The organism is Mesorhizobium sp. C264A (genome assembly GCF_040324515.1).
In the GTDB taxonomy this organism is placed as follows: Bacteria; Pseudomonadota; Alphaproteobacteria; order Rhizobiales; family Rhizobiaceae; genus Mesorhizobium.
On the sequence record NZ_JAMYVY010000002.1, the window covers coordinates 722,602 to 737,615 of the forward strand.

Annotated in this window: 14 protein-coding genes; 6 read left to right on the forward strand and 8 right to left on the reverse strand. The window is 61.8% G+C overall.

The window, feature by feature from the left end; translation table 11 throughout:
• Positions 1 to 182 precede the first annotated feature (182 nt).
• The 7 genes from NKL04_RS22505 to NKL04_RS22535 form a co-directional block, all read right to left on the reverse strand.
• Entirely contained in the window at positions 183 to 1,424 is a 1,242-nt protein-coding gene (locus tag NKL04_RS22505; protein ID WP_023702332.1) for a glycosyltransferase, read from the reverse strand.
• Positions 1,425 to 1,647: 223 nt separating this feature from the next.
• Positions 1,648 to 2,727 (reverse strand): glycosyltransferase, encoded by a 1,080-nt coding sequence (locus tag NKL04_RS22510; protein WP_023702333.1) that lies wholly within the window; start codon positions 2,725 to 2,727, stop codon positions 1,648 to 1,650.
• Between the two features lie 31 nt (positions 2,728 to 2,758).
• Positions 2,759 to 4,090: a UDP-glucose dehydrogenase family protein gene (locus NKL04_RS22515; RefSeq protein WP_023702334.1), complete on the reverse strand. Its 1,332-nt coding sequence runs from the start codon at positions 4,088 to 4,090 to the stop codon at positions 2,759 to 2,761.
• 55 nt (positions 4,091 to 4,145) lie between these two features.
• A complete protein-coding gene (gene exoK / locus NKL04_RS22520; RefSeq protein WP_023702335.1) occupies positions 4,146 to 5,045 on the reverse strand; it encodes an endo-1,3-1,4-beta-glycanase ExoK in 900 nt (299 codons plus the stop codon).
• Between the two features lie 121 nt (positions 5,046 to 5,166).
• Positions 5,167 to 5,475 carry a hypothetical protein gene (locus tag NKL04_RS22525; RefSeq protein WP_502898766.1) on the reverse strand — a complete coding sequence of 103 codons (309 nt, stop codon included), beginning with the start codon at positions 5,473 to 5,475 and terminating at the stop codon, positions 5,167 to 5,169.
• Between the two features lie 214 nt (positions 5,476 to 5,689).
• Positions 5,690 to 6,712, reverse strand: a complete 1,023-nt coding sequence (locus NKL04_RS22530) for a glycosyltransferase family 2 protein (RefSeq protein ID WP_023702337.1) — start codon at positions 6,710 to 6,712, stop codon at positions 5,690 to 5,692.
• A 130-nt stretch (positions 6,713 to 6,842) separates the two neighbouring features.
• Positions 6,843 to 7,967 (reverse strand): nucleotidyltransferase family protein, encoded by a 1,125-nt coding sequence (locus NKL04_RS22535; protein WP_023816354.1) that lies wholly within the window; start codon positions 7,965 to 7,967, stop codon positions 6,843 to 6,845.
• Positions 7,968 to 8,445: 478 nt separating this feature from the next.
• Between NKL04_RS22535 and NKL04_RS22540 the strand changes: the two genes are divergently transcribed.
• From NKL04_RS22540 to NKL04_RS22565, 6 genes are all read left to right on the forward strand, one after another.
• Positions 8,446 to 8,598 (forward strand): lasso RiPP family leader peptide-containing protein, encoded by a 153-nt coding sequence (locus NKL04_RS22540; protein ID WP_023684233.1) that lies wholly within the window; start codon positions 8,446 to 8,448, stop codon positions 8,596 to 8,598.
• 162 nt (positions 8,599 to 8,760) lie between these two features.
• Entirely contained in the window at positions 8,761 to 9,030 is a 270-nt protein-coding gene (locus NKL04_RS22545) for a PqqD family protein (protein WP_245259933.1), read from the forward strand.
• 25 nt (positions 9,031 to 9,055) lie between these two features.
• Positions 9,056 to 9,430 (forward strand): lasso peptide biosynthesis B2 protein, encoded by a 375-nt coding sequence (locus NKL04_RS22550; RefSeq protein WP_023702339.1) that lies wholly within the window; start codon positions 9,056 to 9,058, stop codon positions 9,428 to 9,430.
• A gap of 3 nt (positions 9,431 to 9,433) precedes the next feature.
• Complete coding sequence (locus NKL04_RS22555; RefSeq protein ID WP_023702340.1) at positions 9,434 to 11,353, forward strand: lasso peptide isopeptide bond-forming cyclase; 1,920 nt, start codon at positions 9,434 to 9,436, stop codon at positions 11,351 to 11,353.
• Entirely contained in the window at positions 11,350 to 12,318 is a 969-nt protein-coding gene (locus tag NKL04_RS22560; protein ID WP_023702341.1) for a phosphoenolpyruvate carboxykinase (ATP), read from the forward strand. The genes NKL04_RS22555 and NKL04_RS22560 overlap by 4 nt, the downstream gene beginning before the upstream one ends.
• 5 nt (positions 12,319 to 12,323) lie before the next feature.
• Positions 12,324 to 14,159, forward strand: coding sequence for an ABC transporter ATP-binding protein (locus tag NKL04_RS22565; RefSeq protein ID WP_023702342.1), 1,836 nt, complete (start codon positions 12,324 to 12,326; stop codon positions 14,157 to 14,159).
• A 47-nt stretch (positions 14,160 to 14,206) separates the two neighbouring features.
• On the opposite strand, the gene NKL04_RS22570 is transcribed toward NKL04_RS22565, so the two are convergent.
• Positions 14,207 to 14,479: an exopolysaccharide production repressor protein gene (locus tag NKL04_RS22570; RefSeq protein ID WP_023668815.1), complete on the reverse strand. Its 273-nt coding sequence runs from the start codon at positions 14,477 to 14,479 to the stop codon at positions 14,207 to 14,209.
• Positions 14,480 to 15,014 lie beyond the last annotated feature (535 nt).

Genomic DNA, 15,014 nt, shown 5'->3' on the forward strand with positions numbered 1-15,014 from the left:
ACAAAAGCCGGGCCGAAAACAGGGTGCCGGAGGCACAAGACATGCAGCATGGAACTCTACCGCTGTTGGCCCACCCGCAGGGACGTTAGTATAGGTCTTGCTGCACTGCAACATTTTTGGTGCAGTGTAGCAAGATTTCCCTCGGCTTGGCGTGTCTGCCGATCAAACGCAGAGCAGCAGTGTCAGCCGGCAGATGAAGGATCCGCCAAGCCCTCGGAAACCCCGACATGACCGGCAGGTTCATGCGCAGGGCTCGATGTGGCCAGTTGGGTAACGATCTGCGCAAAACGTTCATTCAGAACATCTGCGTTGAAGTCGTCCTCGACTTTGCGGCGTGCGGCAAGCGCGATACGCTCGCATTCGGTCGGGTGCTCCCCGGCCCAGGCAAGCTTGCCGGCAAGCGCTGAAATATCTCGCTCGGGCGCAAGCAACCCCGTCTCCCCATCCTTGATGAGCTCCGGGATTCCCGAATGATACGTGCTGACCGCAATCAATCCGGCGGCCATGGCCTCCATGAGCGCGACCGGAATGCCTTCCATATCCCCGTCGCTGGCAGTGATACTTGGCAGCAAAAAGAGATGCGCCATGCGAAGCCGTCTTTTCACCTCTGCGTGAGGGAGGCTGCCGAGGAATGTTACGCGACCAGCCAAGCCCAGCTCTACGGCCAGCTTCTCCAGATTCATCCGCAGAGGACCGTCGCCAACAATGTCGTAACGCCAGTCTAGCTGCGGCTGGGAGGCCTTGAGAGAGGCCAGGGCTCGCAAGGCGAACTCGACGCCTTTCTTTTCGACCAGGCGGCAAACCGTCGTCACGACCAGTTGGGTGCCTTCCCACGATTCCCAGCGATAGCCGATTTCGCGGGTGTCAATTCCCATATGGTGGACCGTCGTGCTCGCCTGGGACAGGCCGGCTTCCAGCAGCATCGTGCGGAAGTAATCGTTGACGGGCAGGTTCAGGGTCCCATGCTTGGTCAGCCCGGCATATTGTGTCGCGAGCACTGCCTGCCGCGCCGGGATCGCCACGTCAGCGCCGTGAAAGATGGTTATGATCGGTGGTTTGAGCACCTTCCATTTCTTCAGTGCGGCTGCTCTCTCGCCGTTCTGTCCGAAGTGGGCGACAATCACGTCGCAGCGGTTCAGGCGGCGTGCAAAGGCGATGTCGAGAACGGTCGAGGCCTTGTATCGCAGACGCGGCGGCAGACGCTGTACAAATTTGCTGATTACAGCGGCCCATCGCCACCAATGTCGGGTTCTGGCGAGCAGCGTCGCCATCGGCTCGCTTTGCCGGTCAATTCGGTGGTCACCTTGCATCTTTTCGCAGACCACTTCGACCTGAAAGCCCCGCGCCAGCAGCCCAGCCATCTGGTCCACGACGAAGGTTTCCGAAAGCAGAGGGAATTCGCCGACGACAAAGCCCACGCGCATGACCCGCCCATAAGGTTGGGGCTTGCTCGGACCAAGCGGTCCATATCGCACAAGCCCTAATGTAGACAGGCAGAATACACGTTGATTGCTGCAGTGCCACAAAATATTGCACTGCAGCAATTAAAAGTGATCCGGACGGGCGCACGACGCCTGGACCTGGCTAACGGGAACTTTGCGCGACCACGGTCGTGCAGCGTCTCAGCTGAACTGCAACACGACGCGTTTAGGCTGCGCGCTCCAAACCGACACGTCTTGCGCGGTCGAGAACGCCCATGAACGTTGCGAACTGGCTGTCGGGGTTCATTTGCCGCCGCTCCGAAAACTGACGTGCTGTCGCTGACAGCCGCTTGTACTCGGCCTCATCGCTCCACAGCCGCCTGATCGTTGCGACCCAGTCGGCGAGCGGGGCGTCGTAGTCCAGTACCACGCCGCCGGCGCCGATCGCTTCCGGCAGACCGCCGCGCCGCGAGCCGACCACGGGAATGCCACTACAATGCGCTTCCGAGGCCACCCGGCCCCAGGCTTCTTCCCATTTGCTGGGCGCAAGCAGGATTTTCGTGCGGCCGTAGACCGTCTTCATGTCGCTGGTGCGGCTTTCCAGCTTGACGTTCTGGAGGGGAGAGATTGTTGCTTCGATCCGGGCTCGATGATCGTCGTCGAGCTTCCAGCTTTCGACGAACAGGAACGGGATCTCGGGACAGGCGGCGGCAATGCGCACCGCAAGATCGAAGCCTTTTTCCTCATATGGATTGATGAGCGTGACAAATTCACCGGTCGTCGGTGTGCTGTAGAACGCGGGATTGATGGTCGGCGGAATAACCGTCGAATCGATATCGAATTTTGCCTTATAGGCGCGCGCGGTGAACTCGGAGTTGGCGATATAGACCGCCGAATGGAGCTCACGCAGATCGCCGGCCAATTCGTCGAATTCGACATTCCTCAGATAGACGGTCAGCGGCACGCCAAGCCTCTGCAACTCTCTGCCGATCGGCACCGAATTGTGGCACTGCACGACCGCGACATCCGGCCTCAACTTTTTGACGGCGAAGCCGGCCGCTTCCCAGGGAAACCACGCCCGTACAACCGGATAGCCCGGGAAATTGTCGATGACCGCGCGCTGACGAAGGAGCTTCATCTTGGCGCGCGCCCTGAAGCCGAACATGCCGTCGCCGAACAGCGCTGCCAGAACGGATGCCTCGTGACCGTTTTCGCGCAATTGCTCGACCAGGTGGTGGGTGCTCGACTGGACGCCCCCGCTGAATTGCGGCGTGTAGCCGGTGCCGCCTGCAAACAGAACTTTCATGAACCTGGCTCCGCGTTGTGCCGCCCTGCCTTCACGCCGCCATCCTGCCGATCGAGAAATACTCGATGCCGTGACGGGCGATGACCTTGGGATCATAGAGGTTGCGGCCATCGAAGATGACCGGCGTGGTCAGGGCATCCTTCACCGCGTCGAAGGACGGGGCGCGGAAACTCTTCCACTCGGTGGCGATCAGCAACGCGTCGGCGCCGCGCAACGCCGCCTCCTTGGTGCCGCACAACAAAAGGTCGTCGCGCAGGCCGTAGATGGCCTGGCATTCCTGCATCGCCTCGGGGTCGTAGGCCTGCACATTGGCGCCGGCCTGCCAAAGCGCCTCCATCAGGACGCGCGCCGGCGCCTCGCGCATGTCGTCGGTGTTGGGCTTGAAGGCGAGGCCCCAGAGCGCGAAGGTCTTGCCCTTGAGACTGCCCTTGAAATAACGGTGCACCTTGTCGAACAGCACCGACTTCTGGGCATTGTTGCGCTCCTCCACGGCGCGCAGCAGCTTGGCGTCGAACTTGACGCCTTCGGCGGTCTTGATCAGCGCGCGGACATCCTTGGGAAAGCACGAACCGCCATAGCCGAGGCCGGGATAGATGAAGTGATAGCCGATGCGCGGATCCGAGCCGATGCCCTTGCGCACCTCCTCGATGTCGGCGCCGAGTTGCTCGGCCAGATTGGCCATCTCGTTCATGAAGGAGATCTTGGTCGCCAGCATGCAGTTGGCGGCGTATTTCGTGAATTCAGCGCTGCGCACGTCCATCACGATCATCTTCTCGTGGTTGCGGTTGAACGGCGCGTAGAGCTCGCGCATCACCGCCTCGGTGTCCTCGCTGTTGGTGCCGACGATGATGCGGTCGGGCTTCATGCAGTCGGCGACGGCGGAACCCTCCTTGAGGAACTCAGGATTGGAAGCGACGTCGAAAGCCAGGTCCTGGCGCCCGCGCGCCTTCAGCGTCGCGGCGATTTTGGCCTTCACCTTTTCGCAGGTGCCGACCGGCACGGTCGACTTGCCGACGACGATCTTGGGACTGTCCATCTCGCGGCCGATGGTCTCGGCCACCGCCAGCACATATTTGAGGTCGGCCGAACCATCCTCGCCGGGTGGCGTGCCGACCGCAATCATCTGGATCTCGCCATGCTTGACGCCGGCGGCGGCATCGGTGGTGAACTTGATCCGGCCGGCGGCGTGGTTCTCCTTGACCAGGGCCTCCAGTCCCGGTTCGAAAATCGGCACCAGGCCCTGGTTGAGCCGCTCGACCTTCTTTTCATCGACATCGACGCACACCACCTGGTGCCCGACCTCAGCCAGCACCGCGGCCTGCACGAGACCGACATAGCCAATTCCAAAGACCGTCAAATTCATTCGGGTTAATTCCTGTTCACGCCCTTTGGCCTTATACGGCCGGGCCGGTTCAGATCTACTTTATGCTGCTTACACTGCATGCCAGCGATTCCGGAAACTGGCACGGCTGGCCGAGCGCGGTGAAGGCGACGCGCTGCACCTGCATCGTCACCTGGCGGCCGGGGTCCGAAAAGGCGCCCATCCAGTTTTTCAGCGTGTCGCTGCCCCAGAGGCTGAAGAATATCTTCTGCGAGTGGGTCGGCAATTGCTCGGGATTGGTCACTTCCTGGACCAGCTTGCCGTTGACGTACCAGCGCAGCCGGTCCTTTTCCCAGATGAAGGCATAGTCGTTGAAGCCCTTGTCGGCGCCGCCTTCGACCTCGGCCAGCTTCTCGTTTTTGGGTTTGCCGGCGATGTAGCTGTTGACCTGCACCTTGGATGTATCCTTGGTCAGCACCTCGAAGTCGATCTCATACCAGGGCTGTTTGTCGGCAGGGCCGATATAGGTGAAGAAAGCGGCGTTGAGACCGGATCCGGTGTCGGTCTTCATCCGTGCTTCATAGGTCCCATAGCCGAAGCGCTGCTTGGTCTGGATCTCGGCGCAGGCGAACTCGCGGTCCTTCAGTTTCCGCTTTTCGAAGCCGAGCGTCAGCATGTTGTCGGAAAGTTTTACCAGGCTTTTCGACCAGGTGCAGTTCTGGTGATTGCCGTTCGACCAGCCGTCGGAGACATACCAGCGCGAACGATCGAAACTCTTGAAATCGTCGACGAAGGACGGTGCGCTTTGCATCTCCAGGGAGGTGTCCTGGGCGCGGGAGGGATGCGCGGCGCCGAGCAGAGCTGCGGCTGCCGACAACAGAAGCGCACCAACGGATAGAAGACGCGTTGGGTTTACAAGACGCATTGGCCGATTTGGCCGCGCGGAAATCATGGCATCGATTGCCGCCATGGGCGTCGTCTTCGGATCTGCGTTCATATCAATTCACCTTTGTGCTGTTCCGCCCCAACCCAAAGTCACCGATTGGCCCACATTGCTAACGGGCCGATCCCGATCCTCCGTCCCCGAACTTTCTCTTCTGTGTCTCGTGTGACCGTGTTCAGCCGAAGCGACCTGCGGGTTTGACATATTCGCCGTGCGAATCAGAACCCTGGCCATCCTCGCCGACGATCGCGTCGAGTGAATGACGCAGTTCCTTCATCCGGCTCGTCTGGCGCACCAGCTCGGCGATGCGCTGTTCGCAGTTCAGGATGGACTTCGTCAGCTCGCCGACTTCCGACAGCTTGCTTGCCGACGCCGAGCCGTTCTCCATCGACTCGACCAGGAAGGCCGCGTTGGTGGACTTCGACCGGTAGCGGGCCTCCAACCCGGTCTTCTCGGCCGCAATCTCGGCCGTGATCTGATCCAACAGCTTTGCCAGACGGTCGAAACGCGCCAGATCGGTCTGCTTGTCGCGCGCTGGGTCCCTGGACCTGAAGCCGAAAATTGAAGCCATCCGGTTGGCCTTCCAAAATTGCTGCACCGCAACATACAGTGCCATCGTCGGGGCGTGTAGGCAACCTCCGAGTTTCAGAAAGGCAATTTTTTCAGCCTTGCGGCCGCCGTCCCGGACTTGGCGGAGCCTACTTTTGCGCCGCCGTGCTGGTAGCGGCCATGAGGAAGCGCAAGGGCGGCACCGGCTGCTGCCGCGGGGACAGACCGGCGTGGCGAAACAAGGCATCGAGCTTGTCGGCGGCCACGCCGACAACGATAGGAATGAGGTTCGACTGGCTGGCCAGCGCATAGGCGGCGGCAGACGCCATGCCGCGCTCGGCCTTCACATCGAGGAAATTGCGCAGCCGGTATTTGTCACGCACATGCCGCTCGTGCTTGCGCAGCAGGGCCTTGGAGCCTTCCGGCAGGCTGTCGATCTTGAGCAGTGCCAGATCCGCATCGGCGAGGCGCTTCAGATCCTGTGTCTTGTGGCGCCCGCTCAGCGAATCGGCGCGCACGATCGCGCCATAGCCGCAGGAACGGATGACCTTGAAGCGTGCGCCAAGGGCAAAGGCGCGGGCGTACAGTTCATAGTCTTCGCCGAGACGCAGGTTCTCGTCGTAACGCAGCCCATGCCTGTCGAGGAAAGCTCTTGATATCACCGGCTTGAGAAAGCCGAGTTCGCCGCGCTGGACACGCCGTCTGGAGATGTTGCCCTCGATGAACCGCTCGAAGTCGAGGAATTCCGGGTCCGCCGAAAAGGACGGGGCGACGATCTTCGAGACATCGGTCGCCGTATCGTCACGGATCAGCATGATGTTGTCGGCGGCGAAATCCCAGTCGGCGCTGGCAAACAGCTGGCGAAACCGTCCCTGAAGGAAGAAATCGTCGGCGTCGAGAATGCTGATGAAAGGCGATTTCGACCCGGCAATGGCGGCGTTGCGGGCGAAGGACGGGCCGCGATTGGCGTCGAGCCGGATGACCGAAAGCCGGCCGCTGCCATCATCGGCAGCGCTGGCCACCTTTGCGGTGTCATCGGTGGAGGCGTCGTCGACGACGACGACTTCCGCCACCTCCGGCTCGCGCAGCGCCGAGGCGATGGCTGCGGGAATGGTCCGGGCCGCGTTGCGCGCCGCGATGATCACGCAGACCCGGGATTCTGTCATGGACATAGGGTGGCCTTTCGATTGCATAAAGTGTCGCGAGGCCCCTCGCCCTCCCGGCGCGCGGCGCCGGACCCCGATCCATCCCCAGCGGATCGGGACGGAACGTTATCTGCCTGCTGCATGACGACCCTCATCGTCACCGGCTTTCCCGCTCGAAAATCCGCCGGCTGAGGTCGGCTGACGCGGCCCAGCCGGCCTCGGTCAGGTAGCGGACAGGTTCGCGGCCGCACAATTCCCACAAAACGGTGCGCCGTTGCGGCCATCTGAGCGACGACAGCCACGGCGCGATGACCATGTGGAACAGGTCTTCATTGCCGATGCGTGACAGGATCCTGGTGGCCCGATCCGACAGCAGCGTGCCGGCGCCACCAAGCAGCACATCGGCGGCGCGCAGGCCCAGCAGCAGGGTGTCAGCCAGCCCCTGCTCGGCCGCGTAGTCGAGCACAGTCTGCTGCTCGGCCTCGCTCAGCCGACTGGCAGCGGCCCGGACATCGCAGACATAGCCCGCGCATGGCTCGCGGTTGAACAGCGCCTTTGCGACACTGATGCAGGACAGAAGCAAAGTGTCGGAGGCCGAGATGAACGGCACGCTGGAGCCGGCGATCGCAAGCGCGCGCTTGCGGCGCAGGAACCCTTCCGTATCGCGCGGGCTGGGCGATCCCGGCTGCTGGAGCCGGTAATGGAGATCGACGGTGGACAATTTCCGACCTTGGCTGCGAACCATGTGCTGCTCGCCCAGAAAGCGCACCCACCAGACGGAGCGGGACTTGCCGGCGACCTCGTAGCCGATCGAGCGCAGCGCATCGCGAGCCCTAAAGAAGCCGGCCGGCGACACCAATATGTCAACATCTCCGGACGGCTTCATGAAATGGTCGCCATAGAGCAGTTGCTGCTGGAGGGGCCCCTTCAGGAACACGAAATCGATGCCGCTGCCGCGCAGCGCCTTGTCGATGGCCATCGAATCCATGATGCCGGACGAGTTCATCGCAATCGTGCGCCGGCGATAAGTGTCGAGCCACTCGAGCAATCCCGGCGGCGTCTCGCCCGCCGGTGGGCGCGACAGCGCCTTCAGCATGAAGGTGGCGACCTTGTTCAGCCTGGCGATGTCGCAAACATCGGCAACGGAGATGGCCGGTGCAGGCGCGGCGCTGGGGCTCGCCCCGGAGGCGAAGAACAGCCGCAGGCACGCCTGCACATAGGCCACTTCGTCGGCGCAGCCAGCGGCGCGCAACCTTTGGAAGGTCCCTTCCTGCAAGGCCATCTGCTGCAGCATCTCCGCAAAAAATTCGCCAGGCGCGTTATATTGCAAGTGCGAAGCAAAGCATCGCCAAATTCATGCGCCGCGTCCAGTTTTTCCTTTGGCGCCAATTTCCTGCAACCTGAACGTTTCGCAACACAGTCCTAGATGCAAGGCGCCGCCTGATCGGGGCTTGTGACGGGTACGTCAGCAACAATTTTGTGGGAATGCGCCAGCGCCCAAGTGAGGAGCATTCGAAGGAAAATTTAACGTAATTAAATCAGATACTTAGTTGATGGCGTCGGACACTCTGCTGAATTCTCCTGGGATGTGAAAATGCAAAGCGCTTTGATCACCATTGAAGGGAGTCGCAACCGAGAATTGATTAACGGCTGGTAAATCAGGCTTGACTCATAAATGCTGCCATGCAGCTATTGCGGTGCAGCAATAGCTCGCTGCCGGCAATCGACAGGCCGCTTCCAGTCCACAAGTGGAGAGTAAATTGGAACAGAATGTTGAAAAGCATGAGTACGAAACCCCTAGCCTGACGGTCCACGGCTCGATCGAGACCATCACGCAAGGCGGTAGCGGTACTACGGCACTCGACGCCTCGTTTCCGGCACATACGCCGGTCGGCGAACTCACCTTCTCCTGAGTATTCTCTCGTTGGGGTGACAAAGTCCGGACTCTGCAAACAGAGCGCACTAAGGAGAGTCGGGGGTCAAACCCCGGCTCTCGCGTCTTTGTCCGGAATTGCCGAAGCGTTGGTTGTGAGCGAGGTTTAGGAATGGACTGGAACCCCACGGACCATGATCGGATGAGCGCGAGCAAGGATGCCGTGGCCTGCGAATTCGGCAACGGCCTGGCGCTGCTCGATATGAGGTCCAACATCTATTACAGCCTGAACAGCGTCGGCGCCTATATCTGGGAGCTGATCCAGGAGCCGCGGCCGATTTCCGAAATCCGCAGCGCCGTGCTGGATCGCTACAATGTCGATCCGGAACGCTGCAAGGCCGATGTCGATGGATTGTTGAAGGGCTTGGCGGACGCCGGGCTTGCGAGGCTCCATGATGAGGAACTTGTCTAGAGCTTTCTCACTTAGCGGGCCGGAGATGCTCTTTCTCGCCCACTGCCTTGCGGTGGTCGTGGCGGTGCGGCTGGGGCTGACGCTGCTTTCCTACAACAAAGTGCGCCGCATGGTGACCCGGCTCGACGCGCGCGAACCAGCCGACATCGGCGATCTCAGGCGTGTCGCCTGGGGCGTGGCTGCGGCTGCCCGCCTGGTGCCTGGCGCAAGCTGTCTGACCCAAGCGCTTTCCGGCCAATATTTGCTTGCCCGCCAGGGCAACGCCTCAAAAATCCGCATCGGCATCGAGCGCGATACCGGCACCGAGTTGAAGGCGCATGCCTGGCTGGTCAGCGGCGACCATATCGTGCTCGGCGGCTCGCTTGGCGGGTTTAACCATCTCGTCGACCACGGCCAGTGAGCGATGAGCGGCGTCGCCGGAATTCTGCTGAGGCAGGAAGGCAGGCAGGCCGCCGCGGCCGACATCCAGCGCATGCTTGCCCGCATGCAGCATCGCGCGCCTGACGGCAGTTCGTGGTGGATCGACGAGGGCGTCGTTCTTGGCCACGCCTGGCTCAACACCACCGATGAAGCCGGCCCCGGCCCGCTGACCATGGCCGGCGGCAAGCTCGCAATCACCGAGGATTGCCGGCTGGACAACCGCGACGAACTCTTGGCCAGGCTCGGCATCCGGGACAATTCGGTTGCCGACGCCGTGCTTGTGATGCGCGCCTATCTGCGCTGGGGCGAAGCCTGTCCCGAATATCTGCAGGGCGACTTCGCCTTTGCCATCTGGGACGCCGAGCGCCAGAAGCTGTTTTGCGTGCGCGATCATTTCGGCGTCAAACCCTTCTACTACCATTCGAGCGACCGGCGTTTCGTCTTTGCTTCCGAGATCGGGCCGATCCTCGATGTCGGCGGCGTCGACATGCGCATCAGCGAACACCAGATTTCCGGCTTCCTCGCCGGGCTGCCCGACGATCCGCAATCGACTGCCTATGCCGATATCTTCCGCCTGCCGGCGCGCCATAGCCTGACGGTGACCGGGAACCAGGTGGTGTTGCGCCGCTACTGGCAGATCGAACCGTCGCCAAGACCGATGCGGGCGGACACGGCCGAGGAATTCCGCCATCTGTTCTCGCAATCGGTCCGCAACCGCATGCGCGGCACGCCTGCGGTCGGGGCGATGCTGAGCGGAGGCCTCGATTCCTCCTCGATCGCCTGCGTGGCGGGCCTGCAGAATGCCGCCCAGCAAAGACCGAGGCTGCCGACCTTCTCGCTGGTGTTCGAAAAGGGCTCGCCGATGGATGAGCGTCCGTTCATCGAGGCGGTGCTGGGCCAGCAGAAGGTCGACGGCACTTTGATTTCCGTCGGCGACTACGCGCCCTTCGCGGAATTCGAACGCATTCTGGAGGAGCAGGAAGAAACGTTCCTGGCCCCCGGCCTGTCGCTGACCCGCGACATCTACAGGACGGCCGGCGCCAAGGGCATGAAGGTGCTGCTGGACGGCCATGGTGGCGACGAGGTGGTTTCGCAAGGCCACGGCCATCTGCACGAACTCGCCGATGCCGGCAAATGGATGGAGCTGTGGCGTGAGCTGCGCAGCGCTTCCAACACTTATGGCGACGGCATGCTCGGCCTTTACTACAAGTTCCTGACCCTCTACGGGCCTGCCTGGCGCGTCGCGAGAATCAAGCGGTTCGCGAACCGCGTGCTTGGCAAATTGCGGCGCCATCCCACTGGGCGGCCGGCGACGAGCTGGCGCGGCCTGATCAATCCGGACCTGGCGATGCGCACCGACCTCGTCGAACGGTTCCGCAGGGCCGGCTATATGCCGCCCGCGGTCAGCGCCAGCGAGACCTTGACCCATCGCTGGCTGCTGTCGAACGGCATGGTGCCGCACGCCTTCGAGGTACTCGACAAGGCGGCGGCGAATTTCGGCGTCGAGCCGCGCTACCCCTTCTGGGACAAGCCTCTGGTCGAGTTCTGCCTGGCACTGCCCGGCGCGGAAAAGCTGAACCAGGGCTTTGGCCGCTCGGTGTTGCGCCGTGCCATGGAAGGAATTTTGCCCCCGGCGGTGCAGTGGCGGCGCGACAAGATCGATTTCACCTCGAACCTGGTCAAAGGCATGCTCGGCAATCACCGCGATCTCCTGGACAAGGTGCTGGTGAAAGATGCGGCGCGGATCGCCCCTTACGTCAACCTGCCTGAGGTGACCGCCGCCTATGGCCGCATTTCCAGCCAACCCGAGGCCGCCACCTTGCCCGATGTCCAGTATGTATGGCGTTCGATCGCGTTGTCGCTGTGGCTAAGGCAGGTGCAACAGCGCGGGAGCCAAGCATGACACTGGCCAACATGCCCCTTGCCGCTGATGAGCGCCATGCAATTGCTGCTCGCGCACAGCACTTCTACAAAGCCTATGGGCTGACGATCGCTTCGCAGATCGAATTGCCCGAGCTGGAGCCGAGCGCGCCGGCGGCGGTCGATGTGGTGATTACAGTCGGCCCGATCGACTTGCCAAAACCCTCGCCCGAGACCGGAACTGCTTTCCGCTTCGAGGCGCGGCAGCAATATCTGGCATGGCAGACGGTCGGCGCGTTCCTGATTACCGATGCCTGCCGCATCGAGGTGGAGCCGGCGCCTGATGTCGACGACGCGCTGCTGGCGTTTCCGCTGCTCGGTCCGGTCATGGCACTGCTCCTGCACCAGCGCGGCCTGCTCATCCTGCACGCCAGCGCCATTGCCGTCGGCGGCAAGAGCGCTGTTTTCATGGGCGACAAGGGCGCCGGGAAATCGACGACCGCGAGCGCGATGATCCGCGCCGGCCATCGCTTGCTGACCGACGATGTCGTGGCGCTCGATCTCACCGACCGGCCGATGATCGTTCCGGGTTTTCCGCAGCTGAAACTCGCCGCCGATGCGGCCGCCGCGTTTCCCATCCGCCAGGCAGAAATACGCCCGCAGGTGCATGCGGCGATCGACAAGATGCAGCATCGCCTGCACGCCGGATTTGCGGCAGACGCGGTGCCGGCGACCCGGATCTATATCCTCGAGCGCAGCGACAAAGCAGCGATCACGCCGCTGCCAGGCATCGGCGCCCTGCCGGCAATCATCAAATTTTCCTATGTGACGCGTTTCGGCCGTCCAGCCCTGGTCGGCGATTTTGCCACGACACATCTTCGCCAATGCGCCGCCCTGGCCAGCCAGATCGGCGTCTGTCGCCTCGAAGTGCCCACCGGGCTCGACCGTATCGGCGAAGCTGTCGCCCTGATCGAAAACGATCTGGCGGCCGACAAAGGGCCGCGGTGACTGACATGTCCGCATCGCAGATCCTGCGCTTTTCGTTTTACCGCGATGTCGCCGGCTTCGGCGCCGCCATGGCCCGGATCGGCGGGCGCAGGACCTTCACGGCATTGCTGTTCCTGATCCTGGGAAGCCTGACCGAAGGCATCTCGATCCTGCTTCTGGTGCCGCTGCTGCATCTGGTCGGGCGACCCGAGCAGAATTTCGCGGTCAGGTTGCCTGACCGCGACTGGGTGCGCTGGCTGGCTCCGGACGGAACGCTGCAATTGACCACGGTGCTTTGCCTGCTGGTCGGGCTTGTCGCGCTGCAGGCAGCGTTCAACCGCTATAAATCCGTCTACATGGCGCGGCTGCTGCTCGACTTCATCAATCGCCTGCGCATGAACCTGTTCGAGAGCATCGGCAAGGCGCGGTGGGGGATATTCGCGCGCATGCGAAGCTCGGATCTCGACCATGCGCTGACCGGCGATATCGACCGCGTGCAGTCGGCGGCGTTCTCGCTGCTGATGCTGGTGCAGATCGCCGTGCTTCTGGCGGGTTATCTCGTTGTCTCGCTGTTCATTTCGCCAGTGATGACGGCGTTTGCCATTGTCGTCGGCATCGTCACCTTCCTGGCGCTGCAGCCGTTTCGGGCACGAGCCAGCGCCTTCGGCCGGGTCTTGACCAGCAATCGCCAGGAGCAGTACCGAACGGTCTCGGAGTTCCTCGGCGGCATCAAGGTGGCCAAGAGTCTGAATGTCGAGGCGACCTATTACGCGCAGCTTCGCGCGACGCTGGAGAAGATGAAGGCCGACAACATCAACTATGTGCGCAACAGCACCATCGGCACCGCTCTGTTCCAGGTCGCCAGCGTCATTGGTCTGAGCCTGTTCATCTATGTCGCTTTGGTCCGCTTCAACCTCTCGCTGGCCGAGATCGTTGTCCTGCTTCTGGTGTTCATGCGCATCGCGCCGCGTTTCATGGACATGCAGATGCAGGCGCAGCAGGTACTGATCAACCTGCCGGCCTATGCCTCGATGCGCGACATGCAGGCGCGTTTCGATGCCGAAAGCGAGCCGGCAAACCGCGAATCGGATGCCAAGCTGTCGCTCGATGTCGGGCTCAACATCCGCAACGTCTCCTTTGCCTATGAGGCCGGCGGCAAGCCGGTGGTGAGCGATGTCACCTTTGGCCTTCCCGCCGGCAAGGTAACGGCGCTGATCGGTCCGTCAGGATCGGGCAAGAGCACGCTTGCCGACATGCTGCTTGGCCTGCTCGAACCGAGCGAGGGCAAGATCCTGGCCGATGGCGTCGAGATCGGCGCCGCCAACCGCCGGCGCTGGCGCGACGAGGTGGCGTATGTGCCGCAAGACGTGTTCCTGCTGCACGATACGATCGCCGCCAATCTGCGCCTTGCCGCGCCGCAAGCCAGTGACGCGGAGCTGTGGACTGCACTGCGCGCCGCGCATGGCGCCGACTTCGTCGAGCGGCTGGAGTTGCGGCTCGACACGGTGGTCGGCGACCGCGGCGTCCGGCTCTCGGGCGGCGAACGCCAGCGCATCGCGCTGGCGCGCGCGCTGCTGCGCAAACCTTCGCTGCTCATTCTCGACGAGGCGACCAGCGCGCTCGACTGGCAGAATCAGTCCCTGATCGCCAAATCGATCGACGGCTTGCGCGGATCGATGACGATCCTGACCATTGCGCACAGGCCATCGATGATCGCCTTCGCCGACTGGGTGGTTGCAGTCGAAAACGGACGAATCGTCGAAGTCGGGCAATATCAGAGGTTGAAAGCGAAGGCCGGCAGCCGCCTGTCGAAAATGCTTTCAGGCGAGCAATCGGAACCCGAGCCGGCCGAAGCAGGCTGAGTCCGGCTGCAAGATGATCCGAGGCCGACCTTGCGGCTTCAGACTGCTCAATGCACGCTGCGCCTCGCCGAGAGCTTCTCGCCTTCAACCGCCTTGTCGGCGCCGAGGCTTCTTTCGGCGTCGCGAGCCCTGTCGGCCGATGTCGGCGCGCTCCTGGCGATCATCACATACACCAGCAGGAAATAACCGATTTGGATGAGGACAGCGCAGCCGATGACGCGAAGCACCGTTGTGGTGACCGTCGCGCCGTCGACATAGGACCACGCGACCACGATCGCGAGGGCGAAAACCATTCCAATGACGAATTTTGGTAATGACATGTTCGGCGGCCCGTCAACCGGCCCGAGCATGCAAAAGCGATGACTTACCCACCCGAGTATCTCCCCATTCGCCATGCGAGCTTATTTAGCTGCTCTTTTTCGGCCGGTTGCTTCCGGCCTTCCCAACCCATCCAGACTCTATCAGGAATAATTTGCGACTCTATTAAGGCGCGAAACTGACGGCAAGGGCAACCTGCAATAATTTTCGGCTTGGCGGCGGCTTGGACTCCGCCATGCTGCGATGCACACGCAGGGGTGGTGGCCTAACTCGTCATGCGCTTTATACTACAGTAGAATCTACAATGTTGATTAGTATTTTACTTGATTAATTTAACAAAGCGAGTGATTCGAAAATCGTTTAAAGCCGTTCCCTCTGCGGCAAAGGACGATTTGCCCAAAACCCGCCGAAAAAAGGCATTACATTTCCTAGGGTTGCTAATTATTCGTCACAAACCCGCCATAAAGGGCAAAATTTGGGCAAGGAGGGTTTATTATTTAGTCAATTCCTGACGTGACTATTTCAGCCATATGGGAA